Origin of the sequence: Serratia proteamaculans (genome assembly GCF_013337185.1) — a bacterium.
GTDB classification, from domain to species: domain Bacteria; phylum Pseudomonadota; class Gammaproteobacteria; order Enterobacterales; family Enterobacteriaceae; genus Serratia; species Serratia proteamaculans_D.
On sequence record NZ_SWDE01000004.1, the window covers coordinates 231,705 to 256,835 of the forward strand.

At 57.4% G+C, this 25,131-nt stretch carries 23 protein-coding genes and 1 riboswitch; of the genes, 15 read left to right on the forward strand and 8 right to left on the reverse strand.

The window, feature by feature from the left end:
* Window positions 1-104 precede the first annotated feature (104 nt).
* A complete protein-coding gene (locus FCL49_RS17290; protein WP_012146991.1) occupies window positions 105-725 on the reverse strand; it encodes a TIGR04211 family SH3 domain-containing protein in 621 nt (206 codons plus the stop codon).
* Between the two features lie 280 nt (window positions 726-1,005).
* Here FCL49_RS17290 and FCL49_RS17295 point away from each other — a divergent pair, with 280 nt between their 5' ends.
* The 4 genes from FCL49_RS17295 to yjeH all read left to right on the forward strand — a co-directional run bounded on the left by FCL49_RS17295 (window position 1,006) and on the right by yjeH (window position 7,999).
* A complete protein-coding gene (locus tag FCL49_RS17295) occupies window positions 1,006-2,313 on the forward strand; it encodes a CYTH domain-containing protein (protein WP_174354482.1) in 1,308 nt (435 codons plus the stop codon).
* 45 nt (window positions 2,314-2,358) lie between these two features.
* Window positions 2,359-5,196 carry a bifunctional [glutamate--ammonia ligase]-adenylyl-L-tyrosine phosphorylase/[glutamate--ammonia-ligase] adenylyltransferase gene (gene glnE / locus FCL49_RS17300; RefSeq protein WP_174354483.1) on the forward strand — a complete coding sequence of 946 codons (2,838 nt, stop codon included), beginning with the start codon at window positions 2,359-2,361 and terminating at the stop codon, window positions 5,194-5,196.
* Between the two features lie 93 nt (window positions 5,197-5,289).
* Entirely contained in the window at window positions 5,290-6,720 is a 1,431-nt protein-coding gene (hldE, locus tag FCL49_RS17305) for a bifunctional D-glycero-beta-D-manno-heptose-7-phosphate kinase/D-glycero-beta-D-manno-heptose 1-phosphate adenylyltransferase HldE (RefSeq protein WP_012146988.1), read from the forward strand.
* A gap of 25 nt (window positions 6,721-6,745) precedes the next feature.
* Window positions 6,746-7,999 carry an L-methionine/branched-chain amino acid transporter gene (gene yjeH / locus FCL49_RS17310; protein ID WP_174354484.1) on the forward strand — a complete coding sequence of 418 codons (1,254 nt, stop codon included), beginning with the start codon at window positions 6,746-6,748 and terminating at the stop codon, window positions 7,997-7,999.
* Window positions 8,000-8,027: 28 nt separating this feature from the next.
* Here the strand turns inward: yjeH and ubiK are convergent, their stop codons facing one another.
* A complete protein-coding gene (gene ubiK / locus FCL49_RS17315) occupies window positions 8,028-8,306 on the reverse strand; it encodes a ubiquinone biosynthesis accessory factor UbiK (protein ID WP_012146986.1) in 279 nt (92 codons plus the stop codon).
* 146 nt (window positions 8,307-8,452) lie between these two features.
* Window positions 8,453-8,613, forward strand: a riboswitch (FMN riboswitch).
* Between the two features lie 110 nt (window positions 8,614-8,723).
* Here ubiK and ribB point away from each other — a divergent pair.
* Window positions 8,724-9,377, forward strand: a complete 654-nt coding sequence (ribB, locus tag FCL49_RS17320) for a 3,4-dihydroxy-2-butanone-4-phosphate synthase (protein WP_174354485.1) — start codon at window positions 8,724-8,726, stop codon at window positions 9,375-9,377.
* A gap of 66 nt (window positions 9,378-9,443) precedes the next feature.
* Here ribB and zupT read toward each other — a convergent pair whose 3' ends face one another.
* Entirely contained in the window at window positions 9,444-10,211 is a 768-nt protein-coding gene (gene zupT / locus FCL49_RS17325) for a zinc transporter ZupT (protein ID WP_174354486.1), read from the reverse strand.
* Window positions 10,212-10,615: 404 nt separating this feature from the next.
* Between zupT and ygiD the strand changes: the two genes are divergently transcribed.
* Window positions 10,616-11,398 (forward strand): 4,5-DOPA dioxygenase extradiol, encoded by a 783-nt coding sequence (gene ygiD / locus FCL49_RS17330; RefSeq protein ID WP_174354487.1) that lies wholly within the window; start codon window positions 10,616-10,618, stop codon window positions 11,396-11,398.
* Window positions 11,399-11,413: 15 nt separating this feature from the next.
* On the opposite strand, the gene FCL49_RS17335 is transcribed toward ygiD, so the two are convergent.
* A complete protein-coding gene (locus FCL49_RS17335) occupies window positions 11,414-12,439 on the reverse strand; it encodes a LacI family DNA-binding transcriptional regulator (protein ID WP_174354488.1) in 1,026 nt (341 codons plus the stop codon).
* Window positions 12,440-12,653: 214 nt separating this feature from the next.
* On the opposite strand from FCL49_RS17335, the gene FCL49_RS17340 reads away from it, so the two are divergent.
* The 5 genes from FCL49_RS17340 to FCL49_RS17360 are packed head-to-tail and all read left to right on the forward strand — an operon-like array spanning window position 12,654 to window position 17,005.
* Window positions 12,654-14,423: a class I mannose-6-phosphate isomerase gene (locus FCL49_RS17340; protein WP_174354489.1), complete on the forward strand. Its 1,770-nt coding sequence runs from the start codon at window positions 12,654-12,656 to the stop codon at window positions 14,421-14,423.
* Window positions 14,424-14,428: 5 nt separating this feature from the next.
* Entirely contained in the window at window positions 14,429-14,857 is a 429-nt protein-coding gene (locus FCL49_RS17345) for a PTS sugar transporter subunit IIA (RefSeq protein ID WP_174354490.1), read from the forward strand.
* Between the two features lie 9 nt (window positions 14,858-14,866).
* A complete protein-coding gene (locus tag FCL49_RS17350; RefSeq protein WP_174354491.1) occupies window positions 14,867-15,361 on the forward strand; it encodes a PTS system mannose/fructose/N-acetylgalactosamine-transporter subunit IIB in 495 nt (164 codons plus the stop codon).
* A gap of 22 nt (window positions 15,362-15,383) precedes the next feature.
* On the forward strand, window positions 15,384-16,184 hold the full coding sequence (locus tag FCL49_RS17355) for a PTS mannose/fructose/sorbose/N-acetylgalactosamine transporter subunit IIC (RefSeq protein ID WP_174354492.1): 801 nt from the start codon (window positions 15,384-15,386) through the stop codon (window positions 16,182-16,184).
* Complete coding sequence (locus FCL49_RS17360) at window positions 16,184-17,005, forward strand: PTS system mannose/fructose/sorbose family transporter subunit IID (protein WP_174354493.1); 822 nt, start codon at window positions 16,184-16,186, stop codon at window positions 17,003-17,005. Before FCL49_RS17355 ends, FCL49_RS17360 begins: the two co-directional genes overlap by 1 nt.
* Window positions 17,006-17,162: 157 nt before the next feature.
* Here the strand turns inward: FCL49_RS17360 and FCL49_RS17365 are convergent, their stop codons facing one another.
* The 4 genes from FCL49_RS17365 to FCL49_RS17380 form a co-directional block, all read right to left on the reverse strand.
* Window positions 17,163-17,945 carry a glucose-6-phosphate isomerase family protein gene (locus FCL49_RS17365; protein ID WP_174354494.1) on the reverse strand — a complete coding sequence of 261 codons (783 nt, stop codon included), beginning with the start codon at window positions 17,943-17,945 and terminating at the stop codon, window positions 17,163-17,165.
* Complete coding sequence (locus FCL49_RS17370) at window positions 17,938-18,501, reverse strand: glucose-6-phosphate isomerase (RefSeq protein ID WP_174354495.1); 564 nt, start codon at window positions 18,499-18,501, stop codon at window positions 17,938-17,940. Before FCL49_RS17370 ends, FCL49_RS17365 begins: the two co-directional genes overlap by 8 nt.
* Window positions 18,502-18,624: 123 nt before the next feature.
* Window positions 18,625-19,785 (reverse strand): glutathionylspermidine synthase family protein, encoded by a 1,161-nt coding sequence (locus FCL49_RS17375; protein WP_174354496.1) that lies wholly within the window; start codon window positions 19,783-19,785, stop codon window positions 18,625-18,627.
* 3 nt (window positions 19,786-19,788) lie between these two features.
* Window positions 19,789-20,451, reverse strand: a complete 663-nt coding sequence (locus tag FCL49_RS17380; RefSeq protein WP_174354497.1) for a DUF1190 family protein — start codon at window positions 20,449-20,451, stop codon at window positions 19,789-19,791.
* Window positions 20,452-20,803: 352 nt separating this feature from the next.
* Between FCL49_RS17380 and FCL49_RS17385 the strand changes: the two genes are divergently transcribed.
* From FCL49_RS17385 to dhaM, 4 genes are read left to right on the forward strand one after another with little or no spacing between them, the layout of a single operon-like run.
* On the forward strand, window positions 20,804-21,910 hold the full coding sequence (locus FCL49_RS17385; protein WP_174354498.1) for a glycerol dehydrogenase: 1,107 nt from the start codon (window positions 20,804-20,806) through the stop codon (window positions 21,908-21,910).
* 56 nt (window positions 21,911-21,966) lie between these two features.
* Window positions 21,967-23,037 carry a dihydroxyacetone kinase subunit DhaK gene (gene dhaK / locus FCL49_RS17390; RefSeq protein ID WP_174354499.1) on the forward strand — a complete coding sequence of 357 codons (1,071 nt, stop codon included), beginning with the start codon at window positions 21,967-21,969 and terminating at the stop codon, window positions 23,035-23,037.
* A gap of 9 nt (window positions 23,038-23,046) precedes the next feature.
* A complete protein-coding gene (gene dhaL, locus FCL49_RS17395) occupies window positions 23,047-23,679 on the forward strand; it encodes a dihydroxyacetone kinase subunit DhaL (protein WP_174354500.1) in 633 nt (210 codons plus the stop codon).
* Between the two features lie 11 nt (window positions 23,680-23,690).
* Window positions 23,691-25,124, forward strand: a complete 1,434-nt coding sequence (gene dhaM, locus FCL49_RS17400; protein WP_174354501.1) for a dihydroxyacetone kinase phosphoryl donor subunit DhaM — start codon at window positions 23,691-23,693, stop codon at window positions 25,122-25,124.
* The last annotated feature ends 7 nt before the right edge of the window (window positions 25,125-25,131 follow it).

The window sequence follows — 25,131 nt, forward strand, 5'->3', positions numbered from 1 at the left end:
TGTTAAGGCTCTGTTGACCAGATTACCTCAATTAGCGGGCGCTGCCGAAACCAATAAAAAGGGCGCCCCGCAGGCGCCCAATCTCAAACCGAACGATACTTTAATCAGTTCATCCAGCGGTTGTTGCTTTTGCGACGTGGGATCAGATGTGGCAACAGCAGACCCAACAGCAGGCCTACGCCGGCCACGCCACCGCCGTACATAAACCACTGCAGGATAATGGTGCGCTGTTTGTCGTCGAGCTGCAGGTTAACGGCGTTAACCTTTTTCTGTGCCACTACCAGCTGATTTTTCAGATCCTGGTTTTCCTGCTGCAGACCGCTGATGGTGCTGTCGCTGCCAGCCACTTTCTGCTGCATTTCAGCGGTACGCTGGTTCCAGCTGTTGTCGATATTGGCCAGTTTATCGGTCAGGGTTTTTACCTGTTGCTCCAGCGCGGGCACCTGGGTGCGCAGGCTTGGTGTCTGGCTCAGCTGATCCAATGGGATCCAGGTGTTACGGCCCTTGGCATCGCGGATCTGGCCATAGTTGGTGCTGTCATTTACGCTCAACAGGGTCACTTCTTCACCGGCGTTCAAGGTACCGACAATACGGTACTGATTACCCGGGCCGCTGTGGACGTAAGTATTCAATTCATCGGAGATATAGCGTTTATCTTCGGCATGGGCGCCCCAAGTGATGCTGAAGCTCAGCACGGCAAGGCAAATCAGGCGTAATTTCTGCATTAGTTCATCGTTTCTGTGTGAATTTATGGGAACGATAGTAGAGCGTTCAGTCTGACGACGCAACGCAAAAACCGGAATGAGAACTATCTTACTGTGGCAGATTCTGTGAGTTGCGCAGTGTTTTATAACGTAACAGGTTTTTTCTGCAGTTAGCAGGGTTAAGGCGCCGGGAATCGCGGTAAGATAACGGCAACTGTGCGTCACCGGGCAGAACGTGGCAGGCCAGGCCCGCCGCCGTGAAGGCTGACGCGAATGCGTAACTTATTGGTGTAAAAGACTTATGACCGTTGAAATTGAACTGAAATTTATTGCCACCCCGGATGCGGTTGCCGCCTTGCCGCAGCAACTGGCCGCCTGGCCGAATCAGCATTCTGCACCGCAAAAACTGACCAATATTTATTTCGAAACCGCCGATAATTTCCTGCGTGGTCAGGATATGGGGCTGCGTATCCGCGGGTTCGACGACAGTTATGAAATGACCATCAAAACCGCCGGAAAGGTGGTCGCGGGCTTGCATCAGCGTCCGGAATACAATGTGGCGATCGCCACGCCGGAACTGGCGCTGGATCGGTTCCCGGCAGATATCTGGCCGCAGGGTTGTGATATCCCGGCTTTGCAGCAGGCGTTGCAACCGCTGTTCCGCACCGACTTCGTGCGTGAGAAGTGGGTGGTCACTTACGGTAAGAGCGAGATTGAGGTTGGTCTTGATCAGGGTGAAGTGCGTGCCGGAGAGCAGAGCGAAGCGCTGTGCGAAATCGAGCTGGAATTAAAGGAAGGCAATACCGCAGATTTGCTGGCGCTGGCCAACGCACTGGCGGAACACGGCGGCCTGCGTCAGGGCAGCCTGAGCAAGGCGGCGCGGGGCTACCATTTGGCGCAGGGCAACGCCCCGCGCGAGCGTCATCCATTGGCGGTATTGAAACCGGCCGCTAAATCCACCGTTGAGCAAGGGATGATCGCCAGTTTTGAACTGGGTTTGAGCCATTGGCAATATCACGAAGAACTGTGGTTGCGTGGTGATACTCAGGCCCGTCGTTCCGTGATGGAGGCGATTGCGCTGATCCGCCAGGCATTGGTGATTTTCGGCGGTCTGGTACCACGCAAGGCCAGCGCCGATCTGCGCGCCCGACTGACCGTACTGGAGCCGCTGCTGGTTGATAAAACCACTCAGCCACAGGAGTTGTGCTACAGCGCGGAATATCTGCAATGTAAGTTGGCGCTCACATCGTGGTTGGTGACCGCTGCCTGGAAACCCTTTATCGATGCCAAGGCGCAGGCCAAGCTTGACGGCTCCTTCAAACGTTTCAGCGACATTATGCTGGGGCGCAGCGCCGCCGAGTTGAAAGAAGCCTTCACCCGCACGCTGAACGATGACGAATACGAGGAACAGCTGCCGCGCCTGACGCGTCAGGTCTCGGCATTTATCCTGCTGTCCGGGGCTTACCCTGACGACGAAACCGGCCCCTACATCGACGGCTGGCGCGAGCTGCAGCTGGCGGTAGCCGAACGGCGCCAGGGCTGGTACGAAGGCAGCCGCAAGCAGGCCTTATCGCATGCGCCATTCTGGTTAAACGGCGCCCTCCGCTAATTAAGCTGGCCTGCCCGGCGCAGGCCGCAGAACGGATCATTCACTATGTTGCCACTTTCAGCAGCGTTACAGACTCAGGCACAGAACATCGTGCAGCGTTTTCAGGAAACTCAGGGCGCGGACTGCGCGCTCAGCGATCAGGAACAGTGGGTTTTGGCGTCGAGCGACTTTGTCTGCGACATGTTGCTCAACCAGCCGGAGTGGCTGGCGACGCTGCGCAAGCAACCGCCGGTGGCGGACGAGTGGCAACATTATGCCGCCTGGCTGCAGGATGATTTGGAAGAGGTGCGTGACGAAGCGCAACTGATGCGAGCATTGCGCCTGTTTCGCCGTGAGACGCTGGTAAGGATCGCCTGGGCGCAGGCGCTGGGCCAATGTAGCACGCAAGAAACGTTGTTGCAGTTGAGTGGGCTGGCGGAAACGCTGATTGTCAGCGCCCGCGACTGGCTGTACCAAACCTGCTGCCGTGAGTGGGGCACCCCATGCAATGCTCAGGGCGTGCCGCAGCCGTTGTTGATCCTCGGGATGGGGAAATTGGGCGGCGGTGAGCTGAACTTCTCGTCCGATATCGATCTGATTTTTGCCTACCCTGAAAACGGCCAGACCCAGGGCGGGCGGCGTGAGCTGGATAACGCCCAGTTCTTCACCCGTCTGGGGCAGCGGCTGATCAAAGCGCTGGATCAGCAAACCATCGACGGCTTTGTTTATCGCGTGGACATGCGGCTGCGACCGTTCGGCGACAGCGGCCCACTGGTGATGAGCTTTGCCGCGCTGGAGGATTATTATCAGGAGCAGGGCCGTGACTGGGAACGTTATGCGATGGTCAAGGCGCGGCTGATGGGCGGTTCGGAAGACGTCTACAGCGAAGAGCTGCGCAAAACTCTGCGGCCATTTGTCTTCCGTCGCTATATCGACTTCAGCGTGATCCAGTCGCTGCGCAATATGAAAGGCATGATCGCCCGTGAAGTCCGGCGGCGCGGGCTAAAAGACAATATCAAACTGGGTGCCGGTGGCATCCGCGAAATTGAATTTATCACCCAGGTATTCCAACTGATCCGCGGCGGCCGTGAGCCGGCGTTGCAAGGGCGTTCCTTGCTGCCGACGTTACAGGCGGTGGGGGAACTGGGGCTGCTGGAGCCGCAACAGGTGCAGGCGATGAGTGCCAGCTACCTGTTCCTGCGCCGGCTGGAAAACCTGCTGCAGGCGATTGCCGATCAACAAACGCAAACCTTGCCGCAAGATGAACTCGACCAGGCGCGGCTGGCCTGGGGGATGGGGTTCGACGACTGGTCGGCCCTGCTGCTGGCGCTGGATGACCATATGCAGGCGGTCAGGGCAGTATTTAACGACCTGATTGGCGACGATAGTCCGGATGTCGGTGAAGATCCCGACTATCAGCACTATCACAGCCTGTGGCAGGACGCGCTGGAAGAGAACGAACTGGCCCCGTTGACGCCGCACCTGGACGAAGAGGCGCGCAGACAGATGCTGCGCACCATCGCCGAGTTTCGTCATGACGTCGACAAACGGACCATTGGCCCGCGTGGCCGCGACGTGCTCGACCAACTGATGCCGCGCCTGCTGGCGGAAGTCTGTCCGCGTCAGGACGCGCCGACCGCACTGCTCAGGCTGACCCAACTGTTGCTGAGCATCGTGACCCGTACCACCTACCTTGAGCTGTTGGTGGAATACCATGCGGCGCTCAGCCATCTGATTCGTTTGTGTGCCGCTTCGCCGATGGTGGCCAACCAGCTGTCGCGTTATCCGCTGCTGCTCGATGAGCTGTTGGAGCCGGCGACGTTGTATCAGCCGGTGGCTCCGGATGCCTATCGCAGCGAGCTGCGCCAGTACCTGTTGCGGGTGCCGGAGGACGACGAAGAGCAAAGGCTGGAGGCACTACGCCAGTTCAAACAGGCGCAGCAGCTGCGTATTGCCGCCGGGGATATCTCTGGTGCCCTGCCGGTGATGAAAGTGAGCGATCACCTCACCTATCTGGCGGAGGCGATTATCGACACTGTGGTGCAGCAGGCGTGGAACGATATGGTCGCACGCTATGGCCAGCCGACCCATTTGCAGGAGCGTGAAGGGCGTGGTTTTGCGGTGATTGGCTACGGCAAGCTGGGCGGTTGGGAACTGGGTTACAGTTCCGATCTTGACCTGGTATTTATCCTCGATTGTCCGCCGGAGGTGATGACCGACGGCGATCGCAGCATTGACGGTCGTCAGTTTTATCTGCGTCTGGCACAGCGGGTCATGCACCTGTTCAGCACTCGAACCTCGTCCGGTATTTTGTATGAAGTGGATGCCCGCCTGCGGCCGTCGGGCGCGGCCGGTATGCTGGTCAGCACCGTCGAAGCCTTTGCCGATTATCAGCAGAGCGAAGCCTGGACCTGGGAACATCAGGCGCTGGTGCGGGCACGTATCGTGCATGGCGATCCGCTGTTGCATCAGCAGTTTGACGTTATCCGCCGGGAGATCCTGTGCAAACCGCGTGACCTGGAAACGCTCAAGCGCGAGGTGCGTGAGATGCGTGAGAAAATGCGCAATCACCTTGGCAACAAGCAGCGCGATCTGTTTGATATCAAAGCCGACGAGGGCGGGATCACCGATATCGAATTTATTGCCCAGTATCTGGTCTTAGGCTATGCGGCCGCCGAACCGCGCCTGACACGCTGGTCTGATAACGTGCGCATTTTCGAGCTGATGGCCAATTACGACATCATGCCGGAAGAGGAAGCGCGCGCACTGACTCAGGCTTACGTCACCATGCGCGACGAGATCCATCATCTGGCGTTGCAGGAGCATTCCGGCAAGGTCGGTAACGGCCAATTCGCCGCCGAACGTGAACAGGTCCGCGCCAGTTGGGCGAAGTGGCAGGGCTGAGCAGGCCGGTTGCGCAATACGTTTTGCAGCTATTACAGACGTCTGTGGTAATATCTGCGCCACTAAAATTTTGTACTTTTTTGGAGTTATCGGATGAAAGTTACACTGCCTGATTTTCGCCGCGCCGGGGTATTGGTGGTGGGTGACGTCATGTTGGATCGCTATTGGTATGGGCCGACCAGCCGTATTTCACCGGAAGCGCCGGTGCCGGTGGTCAAGGTTGAAACCATTGAAGAGCGTCCCGGCGGTGCGGCTAACGTGGCGATGAACATTGCTTCGCTGGGCGCCAATTCACGCCTGGTGGGCCTGACCGGTATTGATGATGCCGCGCGGGCGCTGAGCGCCAAGCTCAATGAAGTCAACGTGCGCTGTGATTTTGTCTCGGTGCCGACGCATCCGACCATCACCAAACTACGCGTGCTGTCGCGTAACCAGCAATTGATCCGCCTCGATTTCGAAGAAGGTTTCTCTAACGTCGATCCGCAGCCGCTGTTGGAACGTATTCAGCAGGCGCTGCCGCAGATTGGCGCACTGGTGCTGTCTGACTACGCCAAAGGCGCGCTGAGTCAGGTACAGAGCATGATCCAACTGGCGCGTGCCGCCAAGGTACCGGTGCTGATCGATCCTAAAGGATCGGATTTCGAGCGCTATCGCGGTGCAACGCTGCTGACGCCAAACCTGTCCGAATTCGAAGCGGTGGTAGGCCACTGTAAAGACGAAGCCGAACTGGTTGAACGCGGCATGAAGCTGGTGGCGGACTTTGAGCTTTCCGCTCTGCTGGTCACCCGCTCCGAGCACGGCATGACGCTGCTGCAGCCGGGCATCGCGCCGCTGCATTTGCCCACTTTGGCGCAGGAAGTGTTTGACGTTACCGGTGCCGGCGATACCGTTATCGGCGTGTTGGCCGCGGCACTGGCTGCCGGCAACACGTTGGAAGAGTCCTGTTTCCTGGCCAATGCCGCTGCCGGCGTGGTAGTGGGCAAATTGGGGACTTCGACCGTTTCACCGATTGAACTGGAAAATGCGGTACGCGGCCGGGCCGAAACCGGCTTTGGTGTGATGACCGAGGCCCAGTTGAAAACTGCCGTGGCGCAAGCCCGTCAGCGCGGTGAAAAAGTGGTGATGACCAACGGCATCTTCGACATTCTGCATGCCGGTCACGTCTCTTATCTGGCTAATGCCCGCAAGCTGGGCGATCGCCTGATTGTGGCAGTGAACAGCGATGCTTCCACCAAACGTCTGAAAGGCGAAACTCGCCCGGTCAACGCGCTGGAAAACCGCATGATTGTACTGGGTGCGCTGGAAGCGGTGGATTGGGTGGTGCCATTCGAAGAAGACACGCCACAACGCCTGATCGCCGATATCCTGCCGGATCTGCTGGTGAAAGGCGGCGATTACAAGCCTGAAGATATCGCCGGTAGTACCGAGGTATGGGCTAATGGCGGCGACGTCAAAGTGCTGAACTTTGAAGACGGCCTGTCGACCACCAACATCATCAAGGCAATCAAAGACGGGCGTGGCTAACGTTCGCTGAAAACGGCGGTGGGCAGTGAGTGGACTGAAGCAAGAGCTGAGTTTGGCGCAGGGCGTTGGGCTATTGTCCACTTCACTGCTGGGTACCGGCGTCTTTGCCGTTCCGGCTTTGGCGGCACAGGTGGCGCAGGGCGATAGTCTGTGGGCCTGGCCGCTGCTGATTATCCTGGTGTTCCCGATCGCGATTGTCTTTGCGGCTTTGGGTCGCCACTTCCCCAGCGCGGCTGGCGCAGCGCACTTTGTCGGGCTGGCCTTTGGTCCGCGTATGGCGAAAGTCACCGGCTGGCTGTTTTTGTCGGTGATTCCGGTTGGGTTACCCGCTGCGTTGCAGATTGCCGCCGGTTTTTGGCAGGCCACTTTCGGCTGGAGCGCCAATGTCCTGCTGTTGGTGCAAATTGCCACGCTGGTGGTGATTTGGTTTTTAGGCACGCGCAGCGCGGGTTCCAGTGCCAATATTCAAACGCTAATTGCCATTCTGGTGGTGGCGCTGGTGGCCGCTATCTGGTGGCGTGGCGACATCTCTCTATCCCAAATTCCCTGGCCGGCAATCAACGAAATCTCCTCGCCCAATCTGTTCCACGCGCTGGCCGTGATGTTCTGGTGCTTTGTCGGCCTGGAGGCCTTTGCCCATCTGGCAACCGAGTTCCGTAACCCTGAACGCGATTTTCCGCGTGCGCTGCTGTTTGGCATGTTGGTCGCCGGGGCGGTGTACTGGGGCTGTACCGTGGCGGTGCTGCATTTCCACGCCTACGGTGAGCATCAGGCGGCGGCTGCGTCGTTGCCGGGGATCGTGGTGCAACTGTTTGGTCAGCATGCGCTGTGGGTGGCCTGCATCATTGGCTATCTGGCCTGCTTTGCCAGCGTCAATATCTATACCCAAAGCTTTGCCCGGCTGGTGTGGTCGCAGGCGCAGGAACGTCCGTCCAGCGCGCTGGCCAGGCTGTCTGCCGGACAGGCACCGGTCAATGCATTAAGCGCGGTGGTAGGCAGCTGTTTGCTGTTCACTTTGCTGATTTATACGTTGAAGTTACCGCTGGATACGCTGCTGGTGTATGCCAATGGCATCTTCGTGCTGATCTATCTGCTGTGTATGTTGGCGGGCTGTCGAATTTTGCACGGGCGTTCGCGGCTAATGGCGGCGACAGGATTAGGGCTGTGTGTGCTGTTGATGGTGATCATCGGCTGGAAAAGCCTGTATGCACTGGGAATGTTTGCGCTGATTTGGCTGGTGTTGCGGTTTAAGGCACAGACGGCGCTCAAAGCGCAATAAGGGCGCGTTGCCGCGCCCTTAAGGGTAACTATTCGGCGTCTGGCTGTTGCGCAGCAGGCGTGGCGTTCAGCTTGCTTTCCAGCTCGCTCATACGCTGTTCCAGCAACGCCAGTTTCTCACGGGTGCGCAGCAGTACCTGGGTCTGCACGTCGAACTCTTCGCGGTTGACCAAATCCAGACGGGTGAGCTGTGACTGCAACACCTGACGGATTTTCTTCTCAACGTCTTCCCCGAATTCGCGCACGCCTTTAGGCATGGACTCATGCACCTGACGTGCGATCTGTTCAATTTTTTTCGGGTCAATCATGGCGTATCCCTTTCAGAGTTTAATAGCTGTCGCCTAGTGTAATGCGAGTTGCCCGCCGGATAAACTATTTAACCGCATTCCCTGCGGCTGGCCGAATTGTGCTTTTGCCAATTGCCCTGATTAATCATTAGCGTTATAGTCGAGAAGCTTATTCTCAGGGCGGGGTGCAAGTCCCCACCGGCGGTAAATCACCTTTTACGGTGAAAGCCCGCGAGCGCTCAGCCAGTTTTTGCAGTTTGGTTAGAGGTCAGCAGATCCGGTGTAATTCCGGGGCCGACGGTTATAGTCCGGATGGGAGAGAGTAACGGTATCTGCCGGGTTTGCGCCCGCTTGCGTTATTTTTTTAGCTATTGCTAGCTACTCCTCAAGATCGCCCTGGTTCTGGTAATCCATAATTTTCTAATGAGGTTTTTTACCATGAATCAGACCCTACTTTCAGATTTCGGCACGCCGGTAGAACGCGTAGAACGCGCTCTTGAAGCATTGCGCAATGGGCGCGGTGTGATGGTGCTCGATGATGAAAATCGTGAAAACGAAGGTGATATGATCTTCGCCGCAGAAACCATGACCGTTGAGCAGATGGCGCTGACCATTCGCCACGGTAGCGGTATTGTGTGCCTGTGTCTTACCGAAGAACGTCGTCAGCAGCTTGAACTGCCGATGATGGTGACCAACAACTCCAGCCAGTTCCAGACTGCCTTCACCGTGACTATCGAAGCGGCGCAGGGCGTGACGACCGGTGTTTCCGCGTCCGACCGCCTGACCACCATTCGTGCGGCGATTGCCGATAACGCCAAGCCGAGCGATCTGAACCGCCCTGGCCACGTGTTCCCGCTGCGTGCGCAGCCGGGTGGCGTGCTGAGCCGTCGTGGTCATACCGAAGCGACTATCGATCTGGTGGCAATGGCCGGTTTCAAACCTGCCGGCGTGCTGTGTGAACTGACCAACGATGACGGCAGCATGGCGCATGCGCCAGAAGTTATCCTGTTCGCCAAACAGCATGACATGACCGTACTGACCATCGAAGATCTGGTGGCTTACCGCCAGTCACACGAGCAGAAAGCCAGCTGATATCAGACTGATTTTCTGAATATGAAAAAAGCCGCATACGCGGCTTTTTTTGTAGCTGAAAAACGGTTAACCGATGCCGCCACTCTGTAACAGCGTCAGGCTGAATCCCATCACCGCCATTCCGCATAATACGCCGTAGCTCGGGTTATTATCCGGATCAATCTCTTTCGCCAACGGCATCAGCTCATCGACCGACAGCGCCACCATAATGCCGGCGACGGCCGCCATAATAGACGCCATCACCACCGGCGATATCATCGGGCCAAGCAGCAAAAATGCCAGCACGCCGCCGAGAATTTCTGCCATGCCGGAAATACCCGACCACAACAGCGCCTTGGTCTTTGAGCCGGTCGCGGCATATACCGGCCCGGCGACCGCCAGGCCCTCAGGGATATTGTGGATAGCGACGGCCAGCGCGATACCCATTCCCAGTTCCAGATCGGCGCTGGCGGTCACGAAGGTGGCGATGCCCTCCGGGAAGTTGTGCAGGCTGATGCCCAGCGTCAGCAGCACGGCAGTACGTTTCAGGTTGTGTGGCTGGAGCGGCTGTTGCAGCAAATCCTGCGGATGCTGGTGTGGCAGCATCCGGTCCAGCGCAAAATAACCCAGCAGGCCAAGCATGAACATGCCGTAGCCCAGCATCGGCGACATACCGACGGTGTGCAGCGCTGCGGGCAGCATTTCCATCAGCGATATCAACAGCATAATCCCGGCGGCAAAGCCGAGAGCAAACGCCAGCATTCGGTTGGAGGGCTTCTGGCCGATAATGCCGAACAGGGCACCGACGAAGGTGGCACCGCCGGCCAACAAGGTCAGGAGTAGCGGTACGGACATGGTCTTCTCCTCATACCCGTCATCTTTCAAGCTGCAGCGTTGTTACCTGCTTACAAGGCCCATCCATGGGCCTTGCCCTTTCAGGGCCGCTGCAAGCAGCGTTCAAATCTGTTCCCGACAGATTTGTCGCTCACCCCAGTTACTTACTAAAGTAAGCGCCTGGGGATGAGCGAGCTGGGCGCCTAGCTGCAACTTGAAAGCTATAGGGTATAGGCTGAAATTATTGTTTATTTTCTGATACTAACAGAGTAAAGGCATAAATCGAGTGGATTTGGCTGATTGCTTCCATTGTTTTAACCATTCAAATTTATTGAAGATCATCATCATGGTTATCCGGCTGTTTTACCCCGGTAAACGGCGTAGTCTGGTCCACAGAATGTATTGCGACCAACCAAGGATCCTGTATGAACATCTCTCGTATGCCAGCACTTTTCCTCGGCCACGGTAGCCCGATGAACGCGCTGGAAGAAAACCGCTACACCCGTGCATGGCGTACGTTGGGCGAAACCTTGCCACGTCCGAAGGGTATCGTTGCCGTTTCCGCTCACTGGTATACCCGTGGCACTGCGGTTACCGCGATGGAAAAGCCGAAAACCATCCATGACTTTGGTGGTTTCCCACAGGCGCTGTTTGATACCCAGTATCCGGCTCCCGGCTCTCCTGAATTGGCTGCGCAGGTCCAGCAAGTGCTGGAGCCAGTTCGCGTCAAGGCCGACGTCAGTGAGTGGGGTTTGGATCACGGTACCTGGGGCGTGTTGATCAAGATGTACCCTGAGGCTGACATTCCGGTCGTGCAGCTGAGCATCGACGGTACTCAGCCGGCAGAATACCATTATGACCTGGGCCGCAAGCTGGCAGAGCTACGCGATCGGGGGATTATGATCGTTGCCAGTGGTAACGTGGTGCATAACCTGCGGATGGTGAAATGGCAGGGCGACGCGACTCCTTATCCGTGGGCCACGTCGTTTGACAAGTTCGTGCGGGATAACCTGAATTATCAGGGCAATAACCACCCGCTGGTGAACTTTATGCAGCATGAAGGCGCGGCGCTGTCGAACCCGACGCCGGAGCACTACCTGCCGCTGTTGTACGTGCTTGGCGGTTGGGACGGTGAGGAAGCGATAACCGTACCGGTAGATGGCATTGAGATGAGCTCATTGAGCATGCTGTCAGTGCAAGTCGGCTAAATTACTCACGCCAGCTCAGGCTGGCGTGATTTTATCGGCAAAACCGCAGGACTCTCGAATCACCAAAGAAGGCGGCAGGATGATGCGTTTGGGTGGTTCATCATTGCCCTGAATACGGCTGTACAGCAGTTCCCCGGCCTTCCGGCCAATCTCGCGCGAGGCCACCGATACGGTAGTCAAACCTGGCTGCACCAGCGAGGCTTCGGTAATATCATCAAAACCAATTAGTGCAAAATCACGGCCAATCTGGCGGTCGAGTTTGCGTAATGTCTGCATCACCCCCAGCGCGACAATGTCCTGATAGCATAAGGCCGCAGTGATTTCCGGATGGGCTTTCAGCAGTTGTTCCGCTGCCTTGGCACCGGAACTCTGGCTGGCCTCGCTGTCTACAATCCATTCCCCGTTGACCATAATCCCGTGTTCCAGCAGCTTGCTGGTGTAGCCGCCCAGCCGCTGCGCGCGGGTAGTCGAGTTGATAGATCCCCCGATAAAGGCGATATGGCGATGCCCCAAATCCAGCAGATGCTGCGTTGCTAACTGGGTACCCAGAAAGTTGTCGGTGCCGACAAAGTCAAAGTGTGCATCGGCCACCGGCCTGACCACCATAATGGCCGGGATCTTGCGGCGCTTCAGCGTTTCAAAAAACAGCGGGGGCGTTTGCCGGGCGGCGCACAGCACCATACCGCTGGTATTGTTTTGCAGCAGGGAGTCGACAAATTTTTGCTGCCTGTCGGCGGACTCTTCGCTGTTGGCCAGAAACAGCATCAACTGGTGGCGCTCCATTTCCTGGCTCAGCCCGGCGGTCATCTCCGCATAAAACGGGTTGGTGATGTCGTGCAGCAGCAGGCCGACCTGATTGCTGCTGCGATTGCGCAGGTTGGCGGCGGTCTGATTGTAGACATAGCCCAGTTCATCAATGGCGCTCAGCACTCGTTTGCGGGTGGCGTCCGATATGCGGCCACGATTGCGCAATACCATCGATACGGTCGCGGTGGAGACTTTTGCGTGCGCGGCGACGTCCGCCAAGGTTATTGTGCTCATTTCATCTCCTGTCGGGGCCGACTGTCATATCAAGGTATATCGATTAACCTTATTCCGTAAAATTCCGCTAATAAATCGTGATTCCTGTCACGAAAGTTCGGCTTTTTATAGGGTTATTATCGATTCTATGAGGTTAATCTCGTTAATCAGCCTGTTTAACTAAAGGTTAATCGATTAATCTTTTTCTATGTATCCAGCTCATAGGCAGAAGAATATGACAGACCAACAGCATAAATCAACCAGCTATGACAAGTATCCGGAAGTGGCGGTGCAGGGGTTTGACCGCGCCGCCTGGCAAGGCTGGCAGGCAGTGACCGAGGCGGTCAGCCGGAAGATTGCCGCCTTAGAGCTGCGCAAAACCCTGTTGGTAGTGGATTGCTACCATGGGGTGAATCTGGCAGAGCTAATCGAGAATTTTATTCATCCTCTGCAGCCGGTCAGTAGCGTCAATGCCGAATTGGCCAAATACGATGAGCCACACATCCACGCGATGATTGAGCGCAATTTAACGGATGACCGTGTGTTTGGCGTGCTGTCGTGCCATGAAATGCCCGAGTTTTTTGATGCTGAGCGCGTCCAGCAGTTGCGCGATCAAATTGCGCGCGTCGACAGTGGGCTGGTGGTGGTTTATGGGCCGGGTGCGGCGCTGATCGCCGAAGCCGATGTATTGGTGTATGCCGACATGGCCCGCTGGGAAATTCAGCAGCGTTTCCGCCGCGGCGAACTGGGTAACTGGGGGGCGAATAATGTGGACGAAGATGTGCTGCGCCGCTACAAGCGAGCCTTCTTCGTGGAATGGCGAGTCTTCGATCGTCATAAAACCCCGTTGCTACAGCGTGCCGATTTTGTGTTGGACACCAATCAGGCCGGCCAACCCAAGCTGGTGACCGGTGCGGCTTTCCATGCCGGATTGCAGCAGGCGACCCAACGCCCATTCCGCGTAGTGCCGTTTTTCGACCCCGGCGTTTGGGGCGGCCAGTGGATGAAGCAACAGTTCGATCTCGACCCGACGGCAGCCAACTATGCATGGTGTTTTGACTGCGTGCCCGAGGAAAACAGCCTGCTAATGCGTTTTGGTGACGTTCGGGTCGAGATCCCCTCACAGGATTTGGTGCTGTTATATCCTCAACCCTTGCTGGGTGAGCGGGTACATGCCCGTTTCGGTGCCGAATTCCCGATTCGCTTTGACCTGCTCGATACCGTCGGCGGGCAAAATCTCAGCTTCCAGGTGCACCCGCTGACGGAATACATCCAGCAGCATTTCGGTATGCATTACACCCAGGATGAAAGCTATTACATTCTGGCGGCAGAGCCGGGTTCCGAAGTGTACCTGGGCGTGAAAAACGGCACCGAACCGCAGGCGATGATGGCTGACCTGGCCGCCGCCCAAAGAGGTGAGAAAGCTTTCGATGACCAGCGTTTTGTGAATCGTTTCCCGGCGCGTAAACATGACCATTTCCTGATCCCAGCGGGGACGGTGCACTGTTCCGGCTTCGGCGCCATGGTGCTGGAGATCAGCGCTACGCCGTACATTTTCACCTTCAAACTGTGGGATTGGGGCCGCCTGGGATTAGATGGCCAGCCACGCCCGGTGCATCTGCAGCATGGCGAGCAGGTGATCAACTGGCAGTGCGACACCACCTGGGCGAAGGAGCACCTGGTAAACCGCATTGAACCGGTTGCCGAAGGTGCGGGCTGGCAGGAAGAGCGAACCGGTTTGCACGAGCGCGAATTTATCGAAACCCGTCGCCACTGGTTTAGTGAACCGGTGCTGCACCATACCGAAGGCCGGGTGAACGTGTTGAATCTGGTCGAAGGGGAAGAGGCGGTGGTTGAAAGCCCGGAAGGCCATTTCGCGCCCTTTGTGGTGCATTACGCTGAAACCTTCATCGTACCGGCCGCAGTGGGGCCGTATCGCATCAGCCCCCATGGTCGCAGCCTGGGCAAAACCTTGGGCACCATCAAAGCCTGGGTAAGGGGATAAGCCGTATGTTGAAAGTGATAGTGACTTCCCATGGCCCGCTGGCTGAGGCGCTGATGAGCAGCGCGCGTATGGTTTACGGTGAATTGCCGGGGACCAGCCATGTGGGCCTGAGTGAAGGTGCCGGTATCGAAGCCTTTAAACAGAATTTTGCCGACGAATTGCAGCGGGTGAGTGCCGGGGCCGACGGGGTACTGGTGCTGTGCGACATGCTGTGCGGCACGCCTTACAACGTGGCCTGTCGCCACGCTTTTGATCCCCAAACACCGGTGCCGATAGCCGTGGTGACCGGCGTAAATTTCCCGATGCTGTTGATGAGTGCCGAATTGCTGGAAGAAAAGGACGTTCACCAGGCGGCTCAAGAGCTGGTAGCGCTGGCGGGTGAGGCGATTGCCGTTGCCCGTCCGGCGGTAACGGCGCAATTGGACGATTTCTGAGGAGAGAAGATGGCCATTTCATTTGTACGTATCGACGACCGGGTTATTCACGGTCAACTGGTGACCCGCTGGGCGAAGGAATTGCCTTGCGACGGTATTGTGGCGATCGATGATGAGGTGGCGGCAGACCCGTTGCTGTCATCGGTGATGAAGGGGGCGGTGCAGGACACTAAAGTGTGGTTGTTTACCGTGCAGCAGGCGATAGAAAAGCTGCCGAAGGTGATTGCCAGCGACAAGCAGTACTTTGTGATCGGCAAGTCGCCGGTCACGCTGCGCAGGCTGACAGAGGCAGGGATCGATCTGAGTAATCGTAACAAGAAAATTAACGTTGGGCCGATGTCTGCCCGCAAGGACACGGTGACCATTGGGCCCAATCAATCGGTAAGCACACCAGAGGCAGAGGCCTTCGATTTCCTGGCTGAACAGGGACATGCCATCGAATTCCGTTTAGTTCCTGACGCCAGTCATTTCAGTTGGCTGGACGCTAAAAAGAAACTCAAATAAGCCTGAACGGCAGGAGTGAACTATGTGGTTTGAAGCGACGCTTATCGGGATACTTTGCTATCTCGGTGCGCTGAGCAGCCCCTGGCTGCTGGGACTGACCGGAGGCTGGTATATTCTCAGCCGCCCGCTGGTCTCCGGCATGCTGGTGGGGGCTATTCTCGGCGATGTACAGACCGGCATTATCATCGGTGTTGCGGTACAGGCGGTGTATATCGCCATGGTAACACCGGGCGGATCGATGCCGGCCGATCTCAACTTTGTGGCGTTCCCGGCGATTGCGCTGGGCATTCTTTCCGGTAAAGGAACCGAGGTAGCGGTGGCGCTGGCGGCGACTATCGGCATCATGGGCACTGTGTTGTTCAACGCCATGATGGTGCTCAATTCCTACTGGAATCACCGGGCGGATCTGGCGGTAGAGCGCGGTGATGAGCGAGGGATTTACCTCAATAGTGCCATCTGGCCGCAGGTCACCAACTTGCTGCTGCGTTTTATACCGACGTTTATCGCGGTCTTTTTCGGGGCGCGCTATATCAACGCCTTTATGGACAGCCTGCCGGCGCTGGTGTTGACCACCATGAACGTGGTGGGCGGCATTTTGCCTGCGGTCGGCATCGCCATTCTTCTTAAACAGATTATTAAAAGCTACAGCATGCTGATTTACTTCCTGGTGGGGTTCATCTGCATCGTTTTCCTCAAGCTGAATATGGTGGCGCTGGTGATTGTCGGCGCGCTGCTGGCACTGATTCACTACAACTATAAGCCAGAGCCGCAGGTGGCCGCCGCACAGGCCGCGCCTCAGGCTGATGATGAGGATGAATTCTGATGGATACGCCAACACCTAAATTGAATAAGCAGGATCTGCGTCGTTGCTGGCGCAGCTGGATGATGTACAACCTGTCATCGATGAGCTTCGAACGCCTGGAATCTTACGGTTTTTGCCTGAGCATGATGCCGGCGCTGAAAAAACTGTATCAGGATAAACAGCAGCGTATTGAAGCCATTCGCCGTCATACCTCTTTCTATAATACCGAGCCACAGCTGGGCGCGATTGTTAACGGCATGGTGATTGGGCTGGAAGAAAAACGCGCCAACGGCGAGCCGATCGACGGGGAAACCATCAACACGCTCAAAGTCGGGTTGATGGGGCCGGTGGCCGGCATTGGTGACTCGATGGTACCGGGCATGCTGATCCCGATTTTGTTGAGTATCGGCATGGCACTGGCGGCCGGTGGCAGTGTGATTGGCCCGCTGTTTTACATCATCGCGTTTAGCCTGATCGTCATTCCGGGGTCTTACTGGCTGTTTATGAAAGGCTACAACATGGGCTCCGGCTCGGTGGAGATGCTGGTCAGCAGCAAGTCCTCACGGCTGCGAGAGGCACTTTCCCTGCTGGGGGTGTTCGTCATGGGCGGCGTAGCGGCGAGTTACGTCAAACTGGGGACCGGCTTGGAGTTTGTTACCAAAGACGGGGTGAATATCCACCTGCAGCAAATGCTGGACGGTATTTTCCCTAACCTGATGCCGTTGATCGTGGTGCTGGCGACCTGGTACCTGATGGCTAAGCGCGGGCTTTCGCCGGTGAAAGCGATGCTGGGGCTGCTGGTGTTGGCAGCGGTAGGGGTAGCCTGCGGCCTATTCTCATAATACCCGTCGCCTTTCAAGTTGCAGCGTTGTTACCTGCACTCACTCCCCCCAGTTACTTACTTAAGTAAGCGCCTGGGGATGAGTGAGCTGGGCGCCTAGCTGCAACTCGAAATTCATAGGGTATGAAATTTCCTGTTATTGAACGAGACAGTGGTCTTTATGGCTCAAATCGTTGCCATTTTTCCGCGACGCTACCCGGTTTGGAAATGAACTGAAAGCGTGCCGGTTCGGCTTCAAACTGCGAATATAAGGGAGCGTCGCTCAAACCGAACTCGTGGTATTGGCGTGGTCCGATGGCGTGCAGCCTGCCGGATTGATAGCGCGGATTCTGTTGCCAGATAATATTGCTGCCCTGCAACAGCGGGTACCAGGCCAGCCCTTTGTACTCACGGACGGCATCATATTCGAAGCCATATTCACGATCGCACCAGGCGGCGAAGGTCAGCGGCTGGTTGGGATCGGCGGAAATGGTGGCGTGTGCCCATCCTGGCGGCACCAGCACCTTCTCACCCGGTCCGGCATGCACGGCAAAGCAACGTCCCGGCTCATGCTCAACCCGTTCTTGCATGTAAATAATGGCCTTGCCTTGCCAGATCTCGTACAGCTCCGGCGGTGACCAGCCACTGTGTACGCTGATGCGGTGCACATGGCCCTGGCTGCGTACCGGCTCCTGACCCAACTGGCCTTTGGCATAGGTGACAATGCCGAACAGCAACATGCGCTTTTTCAATTCAGCCAAATGCTGCTGTTTAGCGACGTCCATGGCGATGGCATAGACCTGTTCTGGCCCGCTGCAGTCGGGATCGCGCAGGGAGCGGCGGATTTGTTCCAACGTCCGAATCTCCGGCAAGGGGCCAATCACTTCCTCGCCATAGCCGAATCCCATCGGGTTGTCGCTAATGCGTACATCAAGGCCAAATTGCAGCATCGAGTCACTCATATTGCGCCTCCGCTTTCCAACCGCTGCCATCGGCAAACACCCGCAATTTGAAACCCTGTGGCTGCAGTGCGTCGTAGTTGTGTCCCGCCACCGTTGGCCAGACTGCCAGTGCCGACAGCACCTCAGTACCGGTGTTGATCAGGCGGTGAGCGGTAAAGGAAGGAATATGGTGAACGCTGCCGGGGGAAACCTGTTCCAGCCTGCAAGCACCGTCCCGGTGTTGCAGCAGCAGCAAACCCTGGCCACGCAAGCCAAAATAGAATTCCGCCTGTTCGGGGCGTTGATGAAAATGCCCACGGGTCATAAAGAACTCGTTGCCTACCCGGCCAGGTTGCAGATGAGTGGTGCCTACAAACAGCTCACCTTCCTGTTGCTCGGAAGGCAGCATTTCTACCTGATACACGGCAAGTTCTGCCGGCATCGCCCGCCATGCGGCAGGATCGGCAAAGATCCCCGTGAGACTGCCCAGGGTGGTAGATTTTCGTTGAATATCAGCTGCGGTAAAGCATCCGTCGGCCAGGTTGACCTGCGGTGGAATAAGGGAAGTCAGTTTCATATCTGGTTGCTCCGCCCGAGGAGAACAGACGCTTCGAGTATAAAAGGTTAATCGATTAATCACCAGCCGGAAAGCATAAAAAAAGCGCGATATAATCGCGCTTGATATCAACCAACTTGCTCGTTAGCCAAGGATGATGTGCGGGTAGAAACGCGACAGATCCTGGGTGATCAGCTCACGATCTTCACGCAGACCAATCCCGCAGGGTTGATCGTCAACCAGCCAACTGCCGATCAGCGTATAGCTGCCTTCGAACTGTGGCAGCGGGTGGAATTGCTGCACGATCATGCCTTCTTCGCCGTAAGGGCCGTCGACGCTGGCAACCTGCTGACCGTTCTGCACGATCTGGATATTGGCACCTTCGCGTGAGAACAGCGGCTTGGTGACGTAATGATCGAGCTGTGGATGATCGTCTTCTGCAAAGTACGACGCCAGCAGATTCGGGTGATCCGGGAACATTTCCCACAGCATCGGCAGCAGGGCCTTGTTGGAAATAATGCTTTTCCACGCCGGTTCCAGCCAGCGCACGCCGGCATCTTCCAGCTTGGTGGAAAACATCTCGCGCAGCATGAATTCCCACGGGTAAAGCTTGAACAGGTTACCGATGACCTGATTCTGCAGGTCGGTAAACTGGCCTTTTTCACCCAGACCAATCTCTTCCATAAACAGGAATTCGGTCGGGACTCCGGCTTCCAGCGCACAGTCCTGCAGATATTGCACGGTACCGCGATCTTCCTCACTGTCCTGGCAACAGGCCAGGTGCAGCAGACCGAAACCGTGGTGTGCTTTCAGATCGGCGAAACGCTCGATCAGTTTTTCCTGCAGACTGTTGTACTGATCGGACTCAGGGCTGAGCTTGCCGGCGTTGATCTGGTCTTCCAGCCACAACCATTGGAAAAAGGCCGCTTCGTACAGCGAGGTCGGGGTATCGGCGTTGTTCTCCAGCAGCTTGGGCGGATTGATACCGTCGTAGGCCAGATCAAGACGTGAATACAGCGACGGCTGGCTGGTACGCCATGAGCTGCGGACGAACTCCCAGGTGTGTTTCGGGATGCGGAACTTGGTCATCAGCGCATCGCTGGCGACCACTTTCTCCACCACCTGCAGGCACATCTGGTGCAATTCGGCGGTGGCGTTTTCAATTTCTTCAATCTGCGCCAGCGTGAATTGGTAATAGGCGTCCTCACACCAGTAGGGTTCGCCATACATGGTGTGGAAGCGGAAGCCGAATTCGGTGGCCTTTTCGCGCCAGTCCGGGCGCTCGGTGATCGCAACGCGTTTCATGCATTAACCGCCCATGCTGCGTGAGCTGGAGGTCGCGCTGCTGCGCTGCATGCTGGTCTGCTTGGCGACGGATTCGCCAAAGCCACCACGGGTGACGGTATTGGTCACTGCCGGCTTAGGCGCCATGGCCGTTTTTGGCACCGTCATGGTACGGCCGCCTGCGGTGGCCGGGCCGTAGCTCTTGCCGGAGGCATCAACGAATTTGCCGTTGGCCGGGCTGGCGGTGTTTTTAGAGGTGAACAGCGGCTGCTGAGCAAAGCCGGAGCCGCCCATCATACGGCCCATCATGTAGCCTGCCATCAACGGCATCCACATGCTGCCGCTGCTCTGTGACTCGGCTGCCATGCCGGCCTGTGCCGGGGCGGGTGCCTGAGTACACTGCGCTTCACCGAATTCGGCGACACAGTCTTCACGGGTCGCGTATTTCGGCGCGGTTTTTGCGGCTTCTTTCAGGGCGTTGTTATAGGCGGTGGTGCACTGCTCGCTCATCGAAGGGTTAGTGCGCGAACAGTCGTCGGCGTTTTGATACATAGAGACCGTTTCATCGCTCTTCTCGCAGCCGGCCAGCATAAAGACTGCGCTGATCGCCAAGGCTACGGGCGCAACGCGGTAGTCGCGCCAGGATTTGCGGAACGTCTCTTGGTTGATGTTTTTTGTCCGTTTCATCGTTATTCATCCCATCAGTCGGGCTGTATTCGCCCATTCCCAGTAATGGCGGTAAGGATAGGGGAAAGATGGTCAAAATTAAAGCTGAAATGCCCACGGAATCCACTCTTTACGCAGTTATACGTTGGGCTGTGCGCCAGCTCGCTTTACCGGCTAAAAAAACCTCGGCAGAGTTTCATTATGGAACGTCATGGGTAAAGTAATGTTCCATAATGAAACGAAAATACCGGAGGTCGCAAAGCCTCCGGCAAGCCCTATAGTCAGTCCATAACAACGCGACGGCACAAGACCGACGCACTATCACCTGATATCTGAACGTTACCATCGCCAATTTCCCTACAAGGATCCGGTTATGTTGAGAATCATCCAGTCTCCAGGCAAGTACATCCAGGGCGCCAACGCATTGGCCGCCGTGGGCGAATACGCGAAAGCCCTTGCCGACCATTATTTCGTGATCGCCGATGACTTCGTGATGAAGCTGACGGGCGATACCCTGATGGGCAGCCTGCACCAGCACGGGGTGAAACATCACGCCTGTGTGTTCAACGGCGAATGCTGCCATAAGGAAATCGACCGGCTGGGCCAGGAACTGAAAGCCCATGGCTGCCGCGGCGTGATTGGCGTCGGTGGCGGTAAAACGCTGGACACCGCCAAGGCCATTGCCCATTACCAGCATCTGCCGGTGGTGCTGATCCCGACCATTGCATCTACCGATGCGCCCACCAGTGCGCTGTCGGTGATCTACACCGAACAGGGCGAATTTGACGAATATCTGATCCACACCAGTAATCCGGACATGGTGATAATGGACAGCGCGATTATCGCCAGGGCGCCGGTGCGGTTGCTGGTGGCAGGCATGGGCGACGCGCTTTCAACCTATTTTGAAGCGCAGGCCTGTTTCGATGCCCAGGCGACCAGCATGGCGGGCGGCAAATCGACTCTGGCGGCATTGAACCTGGCGCGGTTGTGCTATGAGACGCTGCTGGCAGAGGGCGTTAAAGCCAAGTTGGCGGTTGAGGCCGGCGTGGTGACCGAGGCGGTCGAGCGAATTATCGAGGCCAATACCTATTTGAGCGGCATCGGTTTCGAAAGCAGTGGCCTGGCGGCCGCGCACGCCATTCACAACGGCTTTACCGTGCTGGAAGAGTGCCATCATCTGTACCACGGCGAAAAAGTGGCGTTTGGCACGCTGTCACAGTTGGTGCTGCAAAACAGCAGCATGGTGCAGATCGAAACGGTGCTGGAGTTCTGCCAGCGTCTCGGCCTGCCCATCACGCTGGCGCAAATGGGCGTTAGCGGCGATCCGGCAGAGAAAATCATGGCGGTGGCCGAAGCCAGCTGCGCGGCAGGCGAAACCATCCACAATATGCCGTTTGAAGTCACGCCTGCCAGCGTACAGGCGGCCATTCTGACGGCAGACCGGCTGGGCAGCGCCTGGCTGCAACAACACTCAAGCTGATACCGCAGGGGCGCAGTTTACTGGCTGCGCCCCGTTGGCCAATCGAGGAAATAACCGTGAAAAAACTGATCAATAAAGTTGAGTCGGTACTGGAAGAGCAACTGCTGGGGTTGGCAGAGGCTCATCCTGAGCTGTTGGTGCATCAGGAGCCGGTGTTCGTCACCCGCGCCGATGCGCCGGTGGCGGGTAAGGTGGCGATCCTGTCCGGCGGCGGCAGCGGTCATGAGCCGATGCACTGCGGTTTTGTCGGCGAAGGCATGCTCGACGGTGCCTGCCCGGGGGAAATTTTTACCTCGCCAACGCCGGATAAAATGTACGAGTGCGGCCAGGCGATCGACGGCGGTGCTGGGGTGCTGTTGATCATTAAAAACTACACCGGCGACATCTTGAATTTTGAAACCGCGACCGAATTGCTGCACGACAGCGGTATCCAGGTGGCGACGGTGCTGGTGGACGATGACGTGGCGGTTAAAGACAGCCTGTTCACCGCCGGGCGACGCGGGGTGGCCAATACCGTGCTGATGGAGAAACTGCTCGGTGCGGCAACGGCGCGTGGCGACAGCCTCGATAGCATCGTGACGCTGGGCCACAACATCAATAATCACGGGCATTCGATCGGCATCGCGCTTGGGGCCTGTACCGTACCGGCGGCCGGCAAACCGTCATTCGTGCTGGCGGAAAACGAAATGGAATTCGGCGTCGGTATTCACGGTGAACCGGGCATTGCGCGACGCCCGTTCACCACCCTGAATGCGGCGGTGGACGACATGTTCCATACCCTGATCGATCATGGTCATTACCAGCGCACCATCCGCGTCTGGGATCGTCAACAGGGCGAATGGCGCGATGAAGTGCAGACCAAACAACCGCTGACGCGCGGTGACCGAGTGATCGCACTGGTAAACAACCTGGGCGCGACGCCACTGTCCGAACTGTATGGCGTTTATCACCGGTTGGCAGAGCGTTGTGCTGAAGCGGGAATGATTGTTGAGCGCAGCCTGGTGGGGTCCTATTGCACATCGCTGGATATGCAAGGGGTCTCAATCACGCTGCTGAAGGTGGATGACGAACTGTTGTCCCTGTGGGATGCGCCGGTGAAAACGCCTGCGCTGCGTTGGGGTTGCTGAGGAGGAATCATGGCGTTAACCAAACAACAAGTGGTCGACTGGCTGATGTGTTGCGGCGAAGTGTTTGCGCAGCAGCGTGATTTTCTAACCCGGCTGGATACCGAGATAGGGGATTCCGACCACGGGCTGAACATGAACCGCGGCTTCAACAAGGTGGTGGAAAAGCTGCCTTCGGTGGCGGACAAAGACATCGGCTTTATCCTGAAGAACACCGGCATGACGCTGCTGTCCAGCGTGGGGGGAGCCAGTGGTCCGCTGTTTGGCACCTTCTTCATCCGCGCGGCGCAGTCGACCAATGCCAAGCAGAGCCTGGATCTGGCGGAGCTGCATCAAATGATGCAGGAAGGCGTCGAAGGCGTGGTGATGCGTGGCAAGGCGGAGCCGGGTGATAAAACCATGTGTGACGCCTGGTGGGCGGTGGTGGAAAGCCTGGGCCAGTCGGCTCAGCAGCAGCTAAGCGTGGCGGAGGCCTTGCAGCGCGCCAGTGAACGGGCGGAGCAGGCGGTTGAAAGCACCATCACCATGCAGGCCCGCAAAGGGCGGGCCAGTTACCTGGGTGAGCGCAGCATCGGCCATCAGGATCCGGGTGCCACCTCGGTGATGCTGATGATGAAAACGCTGGCAGCGGTCGCCGGCCAATAGCAGGAGGCGAGATGATCAATATCGTTGTAGTTTCACACAGCGCGCTGTTGGCGCGCGGGGTTGAAGAGCTGGCGTTGCAGATGATGCGTGGCGATGGCTGCAAACTGGTGCTGGCGGCGGGTGTTGATGATGCAGAGCACCCGATAGGCACCGATGCGGTCAAAGTGATGGAAGCGATTGAGTCGGTGGCTGACGGTGCGGGCATTGTGGTGCTGATGGACTTGGGCAGTGCGCTGCTGAGTGCCGAAACCGCGATCGAACTGCTGGATCCGTCATTGGCCGCCAAAGTCCGTCTATGTTCGGCACCGCTGGTTGAAGGGACGCTGGCCGCGGTGGTGGCTGCCAATGCCGGAGCCGGGCTGGAACAGGTACTGGCCGAGGCGCAGGGTGCGTTGCAGGCCAAACAGGCGCAGTTGGGGGAAGCCGCTGCGCCGGTTGCGCAAAGTGTTGAATTACCGATGGCCCAGGGGAAAAGCGTCAGTTGGACGGTACAGAACCCGCATGGGCTGCACGCCCGCCCGGCGGCGCGGCTGGCGGAAGCGCTGGCCCCCTTTGATGCCGAACTGGTGCTGGAAAAGCAGGGCCAGTGCGCCAATCCGCGTAGCCTTAACCAGCTTGCGCTTTTGCAGGTGCGCCACGGCGACACCATCCGGCTGATTGCTGACGGACCGCAGGCCGAACAGGCACTGGCGGCGTTTAGCGCATTGGCAGAGCAGCACTTTGGTGAAACGGTGTCTGAGCAGAGCCTGCCCTCGCTGCATGGCATTCCGGTGGCGGAAAGCGTGACCAGTGGCCCGGTATGGCAGGCGCTCAGCTTCTGGCCGACAGTGGTCGAGCGCACTATTGGTGCCGACGACGTGCTGAACGAACAACAGAGGTTGCGTCAGGCATTGCAGCATACGCTGAGCGATTTAAACCGCCTGGCGGAACGCACCGGCTCATTGATTGGCAAGCCGCAGGCGGCAATATTCGGTGCGCACAGTATGCTGCTGGATGACCCGGATTTGCAGCAGGCGGCCTATACCCGTATCGCCCGCCAGCAATGCAGTGCCGAGCAGGCCTGGCGGCAGGAGATGGAAGCCATTGCCGGGGAGTATCGCGAACTGGATGACGAATATATGCGGGCGCGGGAGTTGGACGTGCGCGACATGCTGCGTCGCACCCTGAGTCATCTGCAACAGCAGCCGTTACCTGTGATTACGCTAACCGTGCCGTCCATTTTGGTGATGGACGAACTGATGCCGTCCGACGTGGTGATGCTCGATCGTCGTCTGGTGCTCGGCATCTGCTTAAGCGGCGGTAACGCGCTGTCGCACAGCGCCATTTTGGCCAAGGCGATGGGCATGCCGATGGTAGTGGGCATGAACGATTGCATGAGCAAAACCTGCAACGGCCAGAAAGCGATGCTGGATGCGGCGCGCGGTGTGTTGCAACTGAGCCACTGACGGCGTG